Annotated in this window: 14 protein-coding genes; 3 read left to right on the top strand and 11 right to left on the bottom strand. The window is 69.9% G+C overall.

The genetic code is table 11. The features are described 5' to 3' along the window. Positions 1-109: 109 nt before the first annotated feature. From ACIP6N_RS18030 to rpsD, 7 genes are all read right to left on the bottom strand, one after another. Positions 110-940 carry a shikimate dehydrogenase gene (locus ACIP6N_RS18030; protein ID WP_401816693.1) on the bottom strand — a complete coding sequence of 277 codons (831 nt, stop codon included), beginning with the start codon at positions 938-940 and terminating at the stop codon, positions 110-112. Then, positions 933-2,825, bottom strand: coding sequence for an endolytic transglycosylase MltG (gene mltG / locus ACIP6N_RS18025; protein WP_401816691.1), 1,893 nt, complete (start codon positions 2,823-2,825; stop codon positions 933-935). The genes ACIP6N_RS18030 and mltG overlap by 8 nt, the downstream gene beginning before the upstream one ends. A 123-nt stretch (positions 2,826-2,948) precedes the next feature. Beyond that, positions 2,949-3,413, bottom strand: coding sequence for a Holliday junction resolvase RuvX (gene ruvX / locus ACIP6N_RS18020; protein ID WP_401816690.1), 465 nt, complete (start codon positions 3,411-3,413; stop codon positions 2,949-2,951). Positions 3,414-3,419: 6 nt separating this feature from the next. Continuing rightward, positions 3,420-6,089 carry an alanine--tRNA ligase gene (gene alaS / locus ACIP6N_RS18015; protein ID WP_401816689.1) on the bottom strand — a complete coding sequence of 890 codons (2,670 nt, stop codon included), beginning with the start codon at positions 6,087-6,089 and terminating at the stop codon, positions 3,420-3,422. After that, positions 6,089-6,424 (bottom strand): DUF6167 family protein, encoded by a 336-nt coding sequence (locus ACIP6N_RS18010; protein WP_401816688.1) that lies wholly within the window; start codon positions 6,422-6,424, stop codon positions 6,089-6,091. The genes alaS and ACIP6N_RS18010 overlap by 1 nt, the downstream gene beginning before the upstream one ends. A gap of 7 nt (positions 6,425-6,431) precedes the next feature. Next, positions 6,432-6,875, bottom strand: coding sequence for a DUF948 domain-containing protein (locus tag ACIP6N_RS18005; protein WP_401816687.1), 444 nt, complete (start codon positions 6,873-6,875; stop codon positions 6,432-6,434). Positions 6,876-7,101: 226 nt separating this feature from the next. Continuing rightward, positions 7,102-7,716 carry a 30S ribosomal protein S4 gene (rpsD, locus tag ACIP6N_RS18000; RefSeq protein WP_401816685.1) on the bottom strand — a complete coding sequence of 205 codons (615 nt, stop codon included), beginning with the start codon at positions 7,714-7,716 and terminating at the stop codon, positions 7,102-7,104. Between the two features lie 177 nt (positions 7,717-7,893). On the opposite strand from rpsD, the gene ACIP6N_RS17995 reads away from it, so the two are divergent. Next, the gene (locus ACIP6N_RS17995) at positions 7,894-8,586 is read left to right on the top strand and encodes a DUF2470 domain-containing protein (RefSeq protein WP_401816684.1); all 693 of its coding nucleotides are present in this window, start codon (positions 7,894-7,896) and stop codon (positions 8,584-8,586) included. 25 nt (positions 8,587-8,611) lie between these two features. Here ACIP6N_RS17995 and ACIP6N_RS17990 read toward each other — a convergent pair whose 3' ends face one another. The 4 genes from ACIP6N_RS17990 to ACIP6N_RS17975 form a co-directional block, all read right to left on the bottom strand. Continuing rightward, positions 8,612-9,976: a replication-associated recombination protein A gene (locus tag ACIP6N_RS17990; protein ID WP_401816683.1), complete on the bottom strand. Its 1,365-nt coding sequence runs from the start codon at positions 9,974-9,976 to the stop codon at positions 8,612-8,614. Positions 9,977-10,111: 135 nt separating this feature from the next. Next, on the bottom strand, positions 10,112-10,750 hold the full coding sequence (locus tag ACIP6N_RS17985) for a vitamin K epoxide reductase family protein (RefSeq protein WP_401816681.1): 639 nt from the start codon (positions 10,748-10,750) through the stop codon (positions 10,112-10,114). Positions 10,751-10,896: 146 nt separating this feature from the next. After that, positions 10,897-12,159, bottom strand: a complete 1,263-nt coding sequence (gene hisS, locus ACIP6N_RS17980; protein ID WP_401816680.1) for a histidine--tRNA ligase — start codon at positions 12,157-12,159, stop codon at positions 10,897-10,899. A 13-nt stretch (positions 12,160-12,172) separates the two neighbouring features. Next, entirely contained in the window at positions 12,173-12,898 is a 726-nt protein-coding gene (locus ACIP6N_RS17975; RefSeq protein ID WP_401816679.1) for an MBL fold metallo-hydrolase, read from the bottom strand. A gap of 144 nt (positions 12,899-13,042) precedes the next feature. Here ACIP6N_RS17975 and ACIP6N_RS17970 point away from each other — a divergent pair, with 144 nt between their 5' ends. Together ACIP6N_RS17970 and ACIP6N_RS17965 are read left to right on the top strand one after the other, a co-directional pair. Next, positions 13,043-13,834, top strand: coding sequence for a peptidylprolyl isomerase (locus ACIP6N_RS17970; protein WP_401816678.1), 792 nt, complete (start codon positions 13,043-13,045; stop codon positions 13,832-13,834). Positions 13,835-13,987: 153 nt separating this feature from the next. Further along, the gene (locus ACIP6N_RS17965; RefSeq protein ID WP_401816677.1) at positions 13,988-15,217 is read left to right on the top strand and encodes a DUF349 domain-containing protein; all 1,230 of its coding nucleotides are present in this window, start codon (positions 13,988-13,990) and stop codon (positions 15,215-15,217) included. Positions 15,218-15,226 lie beyond the last annotated feature (9 nt).

The following is a 15,226-nucleotide window of genomic DNA, read 5'->3' as shown; positions in this document are numbered from 1 at the left end:
GCGAACTGCGACGGCGCGACCGGGTGCGCGGCCCTGGCCCGCCGCCCCCGATCCTCCCACGGCCGGGGGCGCCTTCCGGCCCCCGGTCCAGCAGACGGACGTCGGAGAGCTAGCGGGCTTCGAGCGCCTGTTCTCCTGCCGCGCGCATCGCGGCGAGCGGCGCGGGCGAGCGGCCGGTCATCTGCTCCACCTGCAGGACCGCCTGATGGACCAGCAGGTCGAGGCCGCCGACGACCGCGCCGCCGCGCGCCGACCAGGCACCGGCCAGTGGCGTGGGCCAGGGCTCGTAGAGCACGTCGAAGAGCGTGCCGGGATGCTCCGGGACCAGGCCCGCCAGCTCGTCGGTGGCGCCCGCCGGGGTGGTCGCGATCACCAGCGGGGCGTCGAAGGCGTCCCGGGCCGCCGACCAGTCCGCTGTACGGATGTCCACGCCGAGCCGTGCGCCCCAGCCGCGCATCTCGGCCGCGCGGGCCTCGCTGCGTACGTAGGCGGTGACCGGGCCCGTGCAGACGCGGGAGAGCGCGGCGAGCGCGGACGACGCGGTCGCCCCGGCGCCCAGGACCGCCGCGGACTCCACGGCCGTCACACCGCGCTCGTCCAGCGCGGCGATCATGCCGGGGATATCCGTGTTGTCACCCACGCGCAGGCCGTCCTCCCGGAAGACGACGGTGTTGACCGCCTCCACGGAGGCCGCGGTCCCGCTGATCCCGTCGAGCAGCGGGATGACCGCGCGCTTGAGCGGCATGGTCAGCGAGAGCCCCGCCCAGGCCGGGTCCTTCAGCCCGCCGAAGAAGCCGGGGAGCCCGGCCTCGTCCAGCTCGACGCGGTCGTACGTCCAGCCGGCCAGTCCCAGTTCGGCGTAGGCGGCGCGGTGCAGGACCGGCGAGAGGGAGTGTGCGATGGGCGATCCCAGGACGGCCGCGCGACGTGCCTCAGCCACCGCTGCCGCGCTGCTGGTTGTCGAACTTCTCCTTGAGCTTCTGGAACTCCGCGTAGGTCTTGGCGAACTCGGTCTTGTTCGCCCCGTCGGTCGCCACGAAGTAGATCCAGCCGTCCGAGGTCGGGTTCAGCGCGGCGGCCAGCGCCTCGTTGCCCGGGTTGCTGATGGGCCCCGGCGGGAGGCCCTTCTGCGTGTACGTGTTGTACGGGTCGTGATTGCTGTTGATCTCCGACTCGCTGATGTTGATCTCGCTCTGGCCCTTGAGGTAGTTGAACGTCGAGTCGAACTGGAGCAGCTGGTTCGTCTCGGTGTTCGTGGGCTTCAAGCGGTTGTATATGACCTCCGCCATCTTGCGGAAGTCGTCGTGCGTCTTGCCCTCCACCTGGACCAGGCTGGCGACCGTCAGCATCTGCCACGGGCTTTCCAGCTTGTACTTCTTGGCGTTGGCCTCAAGATCGAGCTTGCCGTACTCCGCGTTCGAGCGGGCGACCATCTTCTTCAGGACGGCCTCGGGCTTCGTGCCCTTCGCCACCGGATAGCTCGCCGGGTAGAGGAAACCCTCCAGCGGATCCTTGAGCTTCGGGTGATTCTTGGCCCAGTCCGGCAGGCCGAGGCTGTTCGCCTGCTTCTTCGCGACGTCCTCGGTGGTACCGGTCTTGAGTTCGAGCTGCTTGTCGATCAGCTCGTAGATCTTGGCATTGCGCGTGCCCTCGGGGATGACGAGCGCGTTACGGCTGCCGGGATCCAGCATCTTCGCGACGGCCAGCTCGGCCGACATCCCCTTGCTGAGCGAGTAGACGCCCGCCTGGATCGCATTGCCCTTGGGGTTCTTGTTCTGCGCGGAGACGAAGGCGCCCTGGCTCTTCACCACGCCGCTCTTCACCAGGAGGTTCGCGATCTCGTAGCCGTTCGCGCCCTGCGGCACCTCGATCTGGACGGCGCCCGTGCCCGCGCCCACGTAGTCGGGCGGCGGGCCGAACCTGTCCTGCCAGAAGTTGTAGCCGACGTAACCGACACCGCCGACGGCGCCCACGAACACCAGGGTCAGCACCAGGCACGCACGGCCGCTGCGCCCCTTCTTGGCCTTGCCCCGGCGGTCTCCGCCGTTGCCCCGGCGGCCGCCGTCCCGGTCATCGTCGTCGTCCGCCGGGTCGTCGCCGTGATCCGCCTCACCGGTGAAGAAGGGGTGCTTCTCCTCCTCCTGGCGCTCGGCGTCCCACTCGTTCGCGGCTTCCGGCTCGGGCCCCGGCTCGGGCGGCGCACCGCGCCGGGGCCGGGGCTCCGGCTGAGGGTAGGTCTCGGGAGTGCCGTAGTAGTCGGCGTTCTGGCCCTGGGCGCCCTGCTGGGGGGGCGCCTGCTGCCCGTGGTCCTGCTGAGGGTGGCCCTGCTGGCCCTGGCCGCCCTGCGGACCCGCGTAGGGCACGGCGCCGTTCGGGCCGTACTGCTGCATGGCCGGCTGCTGGCCCGTGTCCCAACCACCGTTGTACTGCGGGTCGTTGTACTGCGGCTGGCCGCCGTACTGCTGGGGGTCGCCGCCGTACTGCGGCTGCTGGCCGCCCCCGTACTGCTGTTGGCCGCCGTTGAACTGCTGCGGGTGCTGGGGGTGCTGCTGCGGCTGCTCGAACTGCTGCTGACCGCCCGGGTGTTGCTGCTGCTGACCACCCTGGTACTGCCCGTTGTACTGCTGCTGGTACGGGTCCTGGCCGTCCCCGTGCGGCGCCTGCGGCTGCTGCGGGTACTGCTGCTGCGGGTATTGCTGCTGCGGCTGTCCGCCGTAGGGAGCCTGGCCGTCAGCGGCCTGTTGTTCGCCCCACCCCTGGTCCCCGTACAAAGGGTCCTCTGGGTGCCACGGTTCGGAGCCGGGGCCCCGGCCATAGTCAGTCATCGATCCCCTAGAGCCGCGAGGCGGCGGCCGTAGCACCCAGCGGTACGGCGTCCGATTCGCCTCTTCGTTGTGCGTCAGCTGTTCGAACGCCGCCGCATCGCGCGGAACGTTACCGTATCGCGATCAGATGACCACTTCGACGCCTTCACCCGGAGCACCGCCCGAGACGCGTTCGGTCTCAAGAGCGCTCTGGAGGATGACGACCGCTGCCGCCTGGTCGATCACGGACCGGCCTTTTCTGGACTTCACGCCCGAAGCGCGCAGGCCCTGGCCGGCCGTTACTGTGCTCATCCGTTCGTCGACCAACCGTACCGGCACCGGGGCGATGCCTCGTGCCACCTCCTGGGCGAATACACGTACCTTCGCCGCGGCGGGCCCCTCGCCCCCGTTCAGGGAGCGGGGGAGCCCGATCAGGACCTCGACCGGCTCGTATTCCTCGACGATCTGCCGCAACCGCCGGTGGGCGGCCGGGACGTCACGTCCCGGCACGGTCTCCACCGGTGTGGCGAGAATCCCGTCGGGGTCGCACGAAGCGACCCCGATCCGGGCGTCCCCGACGTCGACCGCGATCCTGCGTCCGCGTCGCACGGCCGGTCAGGCCGTTTCGCCGACGAGGCGCTCGACGGCCGCCACGGCATCCCCGATGGCGGCCACGTTCTGGCCACCGCCCTGGGCGACGTCCGGCTTGCCGCCACCGCCGCCGCCGAGGGTCTTGGCGGCGGCGCGGACCAGCTCGCCGGCCTTGAGACCCTTCTGACGGGCGGCCTCGTTCGTGGCGATCACCGTGAGCGGACGGTCGTTCGCCGTGGTGAACAGCGCCACGACGGCCGGCCGGTCGCCGGAGATCCGGCCGCGTACGTCGAGCACCAGCCGGCGCAGGTCGTCGGCCGACGTGCCGTCGGGGACCTGTCCGGTGACCAGCGCGGTACCGCGTACGTCCTTGGCGCTGCCGGCGAGCCCGGCGGCGGCGGCAAGCACCTTCTCGGCGCGGAACTTCTCGATCTCCTTCTCGGCGTCCTTCAGCTTGGCGAGCATGCCGGAGATCTTCTCGGGCAGCTCGTCCGAGCGCCCCTTGACCAGCTCCTGGAGCTGGGCGACGACGGTGTGCTCCTTGGCGAGGAAGTTGTACGCGTCCACGCCGACCAGAGCCTCGATACGGCGCACCCCGGAGCCGATGGACGACTCACCGAGCAGCTTCACCAGACCCAGCTGGGCGGTGTTGTTGACGTGTGTGCCGCCGCACAGCTCCTTGGAGAAGTCGCCGATGGTCACCACGCGCACGCGCTCGCCGTACTTCTCGCCGAACTCCGCGATGGCGCCCTGCTTCTTGGCGTCGTCGATGGACATGACCTCGGCCTGGACGTCGAGTTCACGGGCGAGCACTTCGTTGATCTTCTGCTCGACGTCGGTGAGGACCGTGCCGGGTACGGCGGCGGGCGAGCCGAAGTCGAAGCGGAAGCGGCCCGGCGAGTTCTCCGAACCGGCCTGGGCGGCCGTCGGGCCGAGGGCGTCGCGCAGCGCCTGGTGCGTGAGGTGCGTGGCGCTGTGGGCGCGGGCGATGGCGCGGCGGCGCCTGATGTCGATGGCCGCGTAGGCGGAGGCGCCGACCGTGACCTCGCCGACCTGTACGGCGCCCTTGTGCACGTACACACCGGGGACCGGCTGCTGGACGTCCCTGACCTCGATCACGGCGCCGGTGTCGAGCCTGATCCGGCCCTGGTCGGCGAGCTGGCCGCCGCCCTCGGCGTAGAAGGGGGTGCGGTCGAGCACGACCTCGACCTCGTCGCCCTCGGTGGCGGCGGGCGAGGAGATCCCGTCCACGAGCAGGCCGACGACGGTCGACTCGTTCTCGGTCGAGCCGTAACCGGTGAAGTCGGTGGCGCCCGAGGTGTCGGCGACCTGGCGGTAGGCGGAGAGGTCGGCGTGGCCGGACTTCTTGGCCCTGGCGTCGGCCTTGGCCCGGTCCCGCTGTTCCTTCATCAGGCGGCGGAAGCCGTCCTCGTCCACGGAAAGGCCCTGCTCCGAGGCCATCTCCAGGGTGAGGTCGATGGGGAAGCCCCAGGTGTCGTGCAGCAGGAATGCCTTGTCGCCGGAGAGGACCGTGCCGCCGGCGCCCTTGGTCTCCGTGACGGCGGTGTCGAGGATGTTCGTCCCGCCCTTGAGGGCCTTGAGGAAGGCGGCCTCTTCGGCGAGGGCGACGGTCTCGATGCGCTTGCGCTCGCCGCGCAGCTCCGGGTACTGCTCGCCCATCGTCTCGATGACGACGTCGACCAGGTCGGCGACGACCGGGCCGGTGGCGCCGAGCAGACGCATGTTGCGGATGGCGCGGCGCATGATGCGGCGCAGCACGTAGCCGCGGCCCTCGTTGCCGGGGGTGACGCCGTCGCCGATGAGCATCACGGACGTACGCATGTGGTCCGTGACGACCCGCAGGGAGACGTCGGAGCCGTGGGCGGCGCCGTACTGGACGCCGGTCAGCTCGGTGGCCTTCTCGATGACGGCCATCGAGGTGTCGATCTCGTACAGGTTCTGTACGTCCTGGAGGATCATGGCGAGGCGTTCGAGGCCGAGACCGGTGTCGATGTTCTTCGAGGGCAGGTCGCCGAGGATCGGGAAGTCCTCCTTGTCCTCGCCGGCGCCGCGCTCGTACTGCATGAAGACCAGGTTCCAGATCTCCACGTAGCGCTCGTCGTTGACGGCGGGGCCGCCCTCGGGCCCGAACGCGGGACCGCGGTCGTAGTTGATCTCCGAGCAGGGGCCACAGGGTCCCGGCACGCCCATGGACCAGAAGTTGTCCTTCTTGCCCAGGCGCTGGATGCGCTCGGCCGGTACGCCGATCTTCTCGCGCCAGATCTGCTCGGCCTCGTCGTCGTCGAGGTAGACGGTGATCCAGAGCTTCTCGGGCTCCAGGCCGTACCCGCCGTCCGCCACGGAGCTGGTCAGCAGCTCCCAGGCGTGGGTGATGGCGCCTTCCTTGAAGTAATCGCCGAAGGAGAAGTTGCCGCACATCTGGAAGAACGTGCCGTGCCGGGTGGTCTTGCCGACCTCTTCGATGTCCGGCGTACGCACGCACTTCTGCACGCTGGTGACGCGCGGGGCGGGCGGCTTGACCTCGCCGAGGAAGTACGGCTTGAACGGCACCATGCCCGCCGGGACCAGCAGCAGAGTCGGGTCGTCCGCGATGAGCGACGCCGAAGGCACGACGGTGTGCCCGCGCTCCTCGAAGAAGCTCAGCCAGCGGCGGCGAATTTCAGCCGACTCCATCAGTGGTCCTCATTCCGGTTGTGCGGGTCGTGAGACTGCGTGGTTCTGGGGTATGTGCGGTATTCGACGGCGTCGGCGGGGCGACGCGCGGGCAGGGCGCGGTGTGCCGGTGCCTCCAGGCCCAGCGCCTCGCCGAGTTCGGCCTCGCGCCGGTCCATGCCGGACTTGATGTCGACGGCGAAGTCCTTGAGCCGGTGCCCCGTCTCGATGGCCTTGTTCGCCGCCTGCGCGGCGAGGCTCTCCGGGGTCAGCTGCCTGAGCTTGCGGTTGACCTTGGTGGTGGCCCACACGCCGGCCGCTGCGCCCGCGGTGAACCAGAACGTACGGCGGAACATCGCTGGGTCAGCCCTTCTTCTTCCTGCGCCTGGCGGACGGGACGGTCCGGCCGACGACCACTCTGGTACGGGGCTCCTGGGCGGGCCCGTTCGCCTCGGCCGGTGCTCCCCTGCGTCCCATCGCCTGCCGTACGCCGTAGCCGAACGCGGCGACCTTGACCAGCGGGCCGCCGAAGGTCGAGGCGACGGTCGTGGAGAGCGCGGAGGCGTTCGAGGTGACTTCCTGGACGTCCGTCGCGATCGCGTCGACGCGGTCGAGCTGGGTCTGCGCGGAGCGGACCGTCTCCGACGCGTCCGCGAGCAGGGGGACGGCCTGTTCCGTCACGTCCGCCACGAGCTTGGTGGTCGCCTTGAGCGTCTGGGCCAGCCTCACCAGCACCACGGCCAGGAAGGAGACCAGAATCGCCCAGAAGACGGCCACCAGGATCCCGGCAACCTCTCCACCGGTCACACCGCACCGCTCTCTGTCAGTCGTCGCTGTCTGTCGCTTGCCCGGTCACGTCCGGTCGTCTCGACGGGCGCGCCAGGTGCCTTCCGACCCTATCGCGCCGGGGCTCGCGCCCTGTACCGGATTACGCGTGGGACGGGCTCCGGCGGAAAAAGCGAAAACCCGCCCCTCCCCGCCGTGAAGGACGGGGAAGAGACGGGCTGAAACGCTCGGTGGTGCTACGCCGTGATCAGCGGGCGTAGTACTCGACGACCAGCTGCTCGTCGCAGATGACCGGGATTTCCTTGCGGTTCGGGTCGCGGTCCAGACGGAACGCCAGCGCCTTCAGGTTGACCTGGAGGTAGCGCGGGGTCTCACCGTCGGTGTCGTAGCCACCCTCGCGGGCCACCTGGAAGGGGACCTTGTCGCGGCTGCGCTCACGGACCATCACGACGTCGTCGGGACGGACACGGAACGACGGCTTGTCGACCTTGCCGCCGTTGACCTCGATGTGGCCGTGGACGACCATCTGGCGGGCCTGGTAGATGGTGCGGGCGATGCCCGAACGCAGGACCAGGGCGTCGAGGCGGCGCTCGAGCTCGATGACCAGGGCTTCGCCGGTCTTGCCTTCGGCCTTCTTCGCGCGGTCGTAGGCGCGGGCCATCTGGCGCTCGCTGATGTCGTACTGGGCGCGCAGACGCTGCTTCTCCAGCAGACGGACCTTGTAGTCACTGTTCTGCTTGCGTCCACGGCCGTGCTCGCCCGGCGGGTACGGACGGGCCTCGAAGTACTTGACAGCCTTCGGCGTCAGCGCGATACCGAGCGCACGCGACTTCTTGACCTTGGGACGCGACTGGTTAGGCACGTTCTCCAGACCTCCGTTGTAGGTTAGGTTAGGCTCACCTTACTCAAAGGAGATCGCATGTCTCGCCCTGGGAACACCACGCGCATCACAGACAGCCTCGACGCACAGGGCATCGATTCGACGGAGGTCCGATCAGCTCATGGTCAGCCGCGTCCCAGCGGGCTTGAAATCGATCGGATGCCGTCAGCAGCCGAACGCACACGAACTCTCGTACAGAGTACATGCTCAGCAGTACTGATCATTCCGGGCCTGAACGGCGCCGGGGCGCAGCAGCTGGTGCCCGACGAGCGGACCGTGGACGCCGACGGCGACATCCTGCTGGTCTTCCCCGCCGATTCCCCCGCCGTACGGGCCGCGCGGTACGCGCAGGACGACGAGCTGTCCGCCGTACTGGAGATCACCGATGTGGCCCCGGTCTCCGTACCCCACCGGATCCGCGGCCGCGGCTGGGTGTCCGGCTGGCTCACCCGCGTACCCGGACGGGCCGTACCCGGGCGCGGGACCGTACGCCTGGAGGTCGGCGAGGCGTCCGTGGACGACCTCTGGGGCGCCGATTCGGTCGAGCCGGAGGAATTCGCGGCGGCCGTTCCCGACCCGCTGGCCGAGCACGAGGCCGAGCTGCTCCAGCATCTGCACGCCGCGCACAGCGCCGAGGTCCAGCGGCTGTGCGGACTCCTCGGCGAACGGGGCGACGCCGCGACGGGCGCGGGCACCGCCGCGGTGCCCGTCGCACTCGACCGTTTCGGGCTGCGGGTGCGCTTCACCGGTGTGCGGTGCTTCGACGCGCGCTTCGACTTCCCCGAGCCGGTGAGCGGTATGACCGGGCTGCGCCGGGCGGTGCACACGCTCTTCGACGCGGCCGCCTCCTGAGGATGCCCGCACGGAGTAGGGGCGCTCAGGAGCCGTCGCCGCGCAGCCGTTCGCGTACCTTGTCGACGACATCGGCGTAGCGCGCCTCCGCGCCGTACCGCGTGGGTTCGTAGTACCGCTTGCCCCGCACCGTGTCGGGAGCGTACTGCTGCGCGGCGATCCCGCCCGGGACGTCGTGCGGGTAGACGTAACCCTGCGCGTGGCCGAGCTTGGCCGCGCCCTTGTAGTGGCCGTCGCGCAGATGCGGCGGAATGGGTCCGGTCAGTCCGCGCTTGACGTCTTCGAGGGCGGCGGAGATCGCGGTCGTGGCCGCGTTCGACTTGGGGGCCAGGGCCAGGGCGATCGTGGCGTGGCTCAGGGTGAGGGCCGCCTCGGGGAATCCGATCATGGCCACGGCCTGGGCGGCGGCGACCGCGAGCGGCAGCGCGGCGGGGTCGGCGAGACCGATGTCCTCGCTCGCCGAGATCATCAGGCGCCTGGCGATGAACCGGGGGTCCTCCCCCGCGTCGATCATCCGGGCCAGGTAGTGCAGCGCCGCGTCCACGTCGGAGCCGCGGATCGACTTGATGAGCGCGCTCGCCACGTCGTAATGCTGGTCCCCGTCGCGGTCGTACATCACCGCGGCCCGGTCGACGGTCTCCTCGACGGTCCGGAGGCTGATCTCCTCCTCGCCCTTGGAGATCGCGGCGCCGGCCGCCGCCTCCAGCGCGGTCAGCGCGCGCCGGGCGTCACCGCCGGCGATCCGCAGCAGGTGCGCCTCGGCGTCCTCGGGCATCGTGACCGCACCACCGAGGCCGCGTTCCTCCGCGAGCGCCCGCCGCAGCAGATCGCGCAGGTCGTCGTCGGTCAGTGGCTCCAGCGTGAGCAGCAGGGAGCGGGAGAGCAGCGGAGAGATCACCGAGAAGTACGGATTCTCCGTGGTGGCGGCGATCAGCGTCACCCAGCGGTTCTCGACGGCGGGCAGCAGGGAGTCCTGCTGGGCCTTGCTGAAGCGGTGGATCTCGTCCAGGAAGAGGACGGTCTCCTTGCCGTACCCCCCGGAGGCGCGGCGGGCTCCGTCGATGACGGTCCTGACCTCCTTGACACCGGCGGTGATCGCGGACAGCTCCACGAAGCGCTTGTTGGTCGCCTTGGAGACGACATACGCGAGGGTCGTCTTGCCGGTGCCTGGAGGGCCCCAGAGGATGACGGAGGAGGGTCCCGCGGGACCTCCGCCGCCTTCGGAAGCCACATCGACAAGGCGGCGCATCGGCGAACCGGGCTTCAGCAGATGCTGCTGCCCGACGACTTCGCCGAGGACGCGCGGGCGCATCCGGACGGCCAGGGGACTGCTGGCCGGGTCCTTCTCCTGGCGGTCTTCGGCGGCTGCGGTAAAGAGATCTGGCTCCACGCGTGAAGCCTATGTCAGCGCACTGACAAGGCAGCCGGTGCGGGCAGCGGCCGCCGGTGCGGGCAGGGTACGGCCTTGCCGGCAGGGACTCCCTCGTGGGCAGGGGCGCTTCGCCGGCAAGGGCAGCCGGCTCCGTCAGCCGGTCCAGAAGTCCCACCAGCGGGTCAGGATCAGCATCCCGATGACACCGAGGTGCAGCACGGGAAGGACCCAGGTGAACTCGCCGAGGAAGCCGCGCAGCCAGCCGGGCGCGGGCAGGATTCCCTTGCGGAGGTTGTGCGAGGTGACGTACCAGAACATCACGATCGTGCCGACCCAGGCGAGGCAGCACCACAGGCAGAGCGCGTTGATGCTGTAGAGCGACTGGTACTGGAGCCAGGTGCAGAAGCCGACGCCGAACAGCGTGCCCGCGTTCAGTCCCAGCCAGAACCATCCCCGGAAGCGGGCGCCGGCGAGCAGGGCCAGTCCGATGGCGATGACGACGGAGTACGTGGCGAGGCCGAGCATCGGGTTGGGGAATCCGAAGACGGCCGCCTGCGCGCTCTTCATCACGCTGCCGCACGAGACGACGGGGTTCAGGCTGCACCCGGGGGTGAAGTTCGGGTCCTGGAGCAGCTTGAACTTGTCGAGCGTGATCACCCAGGAGGCCAGCAGCCCGGCCGCGCCCGTGACCATCAGCAACACGGCGAACGCGCGGCTGCCGCCGACCGTGCGCGGGGCTCCCTCGTCCTCCCTCCGGGAGGAGGAGACGTCGTCAAGCGCTGTACTCGTCATATCGCGGTTCCATCGGGTCGGTGGTCTGTGGGGGCACGGTCATTGTGCCGCACACCCGCCCGTTGCCACTGTTCGAAGGAGATAAGGGCGCAGGACGGACAGCGGGCCCGGACGGTGACCGTCCGGGCCCGCTTCCGTACAGATGCTCAGCCGAGGCGGCCCGTCAGCTCCGCCACGAGCGCGTCGAGCGGGACCGCGGTCTGCTCGCCGCTCTCCATGTCCTTGAGCTGCGCCACGCCTTCGGCGAGGTCGCGCTCGCCCGCGACGATCGTGAAGCGGGCACCGGACCGGTTGGCGCTCTTCATGGCGCCCTTGAGGCCCTTGCCGCCGTAGCTGAAGTCCGCCGCGACACCGGCCTTGCGCAGTTCGGTGACGACCGCGAAGAGCGTCCGCCTGGCCTCCTCGCCCAGCGGTACGGCGAAGACGCTGGTGGCCACGGGGAGGTCCAGCGTGATGCCCTCGGCCTCCAGGGCCAGCACCGTACGGTCCACACCGAGCGCCCAGCCGACCGATGGCAGCGCCGGGCCGCCGATCATCTCGGAGAGACCGTCGTACCGGCCGCCGCCGCCCACCGCGGACTGCGCGCCGAGACCGTCGTGGACGAACTCGAAGGTGGTGCGGGTGTAGTAGTCGAGGCCGCGCACCAGCCGCTCGTCGTCCTCGAACGCGACCCCGGCCGCCGTCAGCAGTTCGCGGACCTCTTCGTGGTACGCCTTGCAGGCGTCGCACAAATAGTCGCGGAGTACCGGAGCGCCGGTGAGTTGACGCCGGACGTCGGGGCGCTTGTCGTCGAGGACCCGCAGGGGGTTGATGTCGACGCGGCGCCGGGTCTCCTCGTCGAGGTCGAGACCGCGCAGGAAGCCCTGGAGCGCCTCCCGGTAGACCGGCCTGCACTCCTTGTCGCCCAGTGAGTTGAGCAGGATGCGGAACGTACGCAGACCGAGCGTGCGGTACGCCTGGTCGGCGAGGATGATCAACTCGGCGTCCAGCGCCGGGTCCTCGGCGCCGATCGCCTCGGCGCCGACCTGCGAGAAGTGCCGGTAGCGGCCCTTCTGCGGGCGCTCGTAGCGGTAGTACGAGCCCGAGTACCAGAGCTTGACCGGCAGATTGCCGAGCTTGTGGAGGTTGGCCTCCAGCGCGGCGCGCAGGACGGAGGCGGTGCCCTCGGGGCGCAGCGCGAGCTTGTCGCCGCCCTTCGTCTCGAAGGCGTACATCTCCTTGCTGACGATGTCGGTGGACTCGCCGACACCGCGCGAGAACAGCTCCACCTTCTCGAAGCCGGGCGTCTCGATGTAGCCGTAGCCGGAGTTCTTCAGCGGGGCGGCGATCGCCTCGCGTACCGCGAGGAAGACCGCGGAGTCCGGCGGGATCAGGTCGTAGGTGCCCTTGGGGGCCTGGAAAGTACTCATGAGAATCGCTGCTTCACATTCCTCGTCGCGGCGGAGCGCTCGGGCCGCCGCTCGCGTGTGCGGCCGCCACCTCCCGCAGATACGGGTTGGTGGCGCGCTCCTGGCCGATGGTCGTCTGGGGGCCGTGGCCCGACAGCACCACGGTCGAGTCGTCGAGCGGCAGGCACACACGGCCCAGCGACTCGATCATCTCGGCGTGGTCGCCGCCCGGCAGATCGGTGCGTCCGATGGAGCCGGCGAACAGCAGATCGCCCGAGAAGAAGACCGGCGGGATGTCTGCCCCTCCGACGGCCTCGGGCATGCTGAAGGTCACCGACCCCTTGGTATGGCCGGGCGCGTGCGCGACGGTGAAGTCCAGCCCCGCGAGCCTCAGCTCGGCGCCGTCGGCCAGCTCCCTGACGTCGTCCGGCTCCCCCACGGTCAGCTCGCCCATCAGCGGCATGCCGATGGAGCGGCCGAGGGCCTTCTCCGGGTCGCTCATCATGAAGCGGTCCGCGGGGTGGATCCACGCCGGTACGTCATGCGCTCCGCACACGGGAACGACGGAGGCGACGTGGTCGATGTGGCCATGGGTGAGCACGACCGCGACAGGCTTGAGCCGGTGCTTGCGCACCGCGTCCGCGACGCCCTCCGCGGCCTGGTGGCCCGGGTCGATGATGACGCACTCCTCACCGGCGGCGGGGGCGACCAGATAACAATTGGTCCCCCAGGCCCCGGCGGGGAACCCGGCAATGAGCACGATCGTCCTTATATGTCGTCCGGCGGAAGAATGCAGCAGATCAGAGCCTACCGGCGCTCCTCATTCCACAGGTAACCCATATACCGTACGGGGGTCCTTAGCCAGGCCGGACAGCATCACGTGACCTTTGGAGGAGAAGACCCGGTGGTCAACAGCGATCAGCGGCGGCGGGAGCTCGCCCGGAAGAAGTTCGAGCGGCAGCAGGAGCGGCGGGCGGAGGCCCGCCGGAAGGCGAAGCGGCGCAATATCGTCATCGCCGCCGTGGTGGCCGTCGTGGTGGTGGCGGGCGGCGTCGCCTTCGCCATGGGCGGCGACGACGGCACGAAGGACGACGCGGCCGCTCCGTCCGCCGCGCCCACGCCCACTCCTTCGCCCTCGGAGAACGCGAGTGACGCGCAGGAGCCGAAGATGACGGTGGACACGAAGGCGAAGTACACGATGTCGCTCAAGACGAACGAGGGCGACATCGCGTTCACGATGGACGCGGCGAAGACACCGCACACCGCGAACTCCTTCAAGTCCCTCGCGGACAAGGGCTACTTCGACAACACGAAGTGCCACCGCCTGACCACCGAGGGTATTTTCGTCCTTCAGTGCGGCGATCCCAAGGGCGACGGCACCGGCGGTCCCGGCTACACGATCCCCGACGAGAACCTGACCGCGCTCGGCAAGGCGGGCGCCGACGGCACCGTCACCTTCCCGGCCGGCACGGTGGCGATGGCCAACACGGGTCAGTCGCACACCGGCGGCAGCCAGTTCTTCCTCGTCTACAAGGACACCGAACTCCCGCCCACGTACACGCCCTTCGGGACGATGGACGCGGCCGGTCTGAAGGCCGTGGAGTCGGTGGCCAAGGCCGGTGTCGAGGGCGGTGCGGGCGACGGTGCGCCGAAGAAGGCCGTCACCATCTCGAAGGCCACTGTCGACAAGGCGTGAGCCCTGATTGAATTCGGCCCCGCCGAGTGCGGACAGCCGGGCGGCCGGTCGCCTAGATTGGCGTTGTGACAGGGCGGGCACAGCCCGCCCCAGGAAACTGTGGACGATGCCCGGGGGCGAACTCCCCCGCAGGCATCAGGTGGAGGAGGCGCTGTGAGCAGCGACCCGTGGGGCCGCGTCGATGAGACGGGCACCGTGTACGTGCGTACGGCCGAGGGCGAGCAGGTCGTCGGATCGTGGCAGGCAGGCTCTCCGGATGAGGCTCTGGCCTATTTCGAGCGCAAGTACGAGGGCCTGGTCGTCGAAATCGGCCTCCTCGAACGGCGGGTGAAGACCACCGACCTGTCCGCGAAGGACGCGACGGCGGCCATCGACCACCTTCGTGGACAGGTCGAGGAACATCACGCCGTGGGCGACCTGGACGCGCTGCGTGGGCGTCTGGACGCCCTCGTCGCGACGGTCGGCACCCGTCGCGAGGAGCGCAAGGCGCAACGCGCGAAGCAGACCGACGAGGCGCGGGTCGCCAAGGAGGCGCTGGTCACCGAGGCGGAGGAGCTGGCGAAGAGCGACCAATGGCGCTCCGCCGGTGAGCGGCTGCGCGCGCTCGTGGACACCTGGAAGGACCTGCCGAGGCTCGACCGCAAGTCGGACGACGAGCTGTGGCACCGCTTCTCGCACGCGCGTTCCGCCTTCTCCAAGCGCCGCAAGGCGCACTTCGCCGCGCTCGACGCGCAGCGTGAGGACGCCCGTAAGGCCAAGGAGAAGCTGGTCGCGGAGGCCGAGTCGCTTTCGGGCTCCACCGACTGGGCCGCGACGGCCGCGCGTTACCGCGATCTGATGACGGACTGGAAGGCGGCGGGCCGCGCCCAGCGCGAGTACGAGGACGATCTGTGGAACCGCTTCCGCGGTGCCCAGGACGTCTTCTTCGCGGCGCGCGGCGAGGTCTTCGCCGAGCGTGACGCCGAGCAGACGGAGAACCTGAAGCTCAAGGAGGAGCTGGCGGCCGAGGCCGAGCGGCTGGTTCCCGTACGGGACCTCAAGACCGCGCGGGCGGCCTTCCGGTCCCTCAACGAGCGCTGGGAGGCCATCGGTCATGTGCCGCGCGACGCACGGCCCAAGGTCGAGGGCCGGATGCAGGCGGTGGAGCGCGCTCTCCAGGAGACCGAGGAGAACGAGTGGCGCCGGACGAACCCGGAGGCGCGCGCGCGTGCCGCGGGTCTGACGGGCCAGCTCCAGGCGGCCGTGGACAAGCTGCGCGGGCAGATCGACACCGCGCGCGCGGCGGGCAACAACAGCAGGGCCGACAAGCTCTCCAGGGAGCTGGAAGGCCGGCAGGCGCTGCTCGACCAGGCGCTCAAGGGCCTTGAGGAGTTCGGCGGCTGAGGTTCTGAC

The organism is Streptomyces sp. NPDC088725 (genome assembly GCF_044751305.1).
Lineage (GTDB): Bacteria > Actinomycetota > Actinomycetes > Streptomycetales > Streptomycetaceae > Streptomyces.
This window is presented reverse-complemented; position numbering and strand designations above follow the sequence as displayed.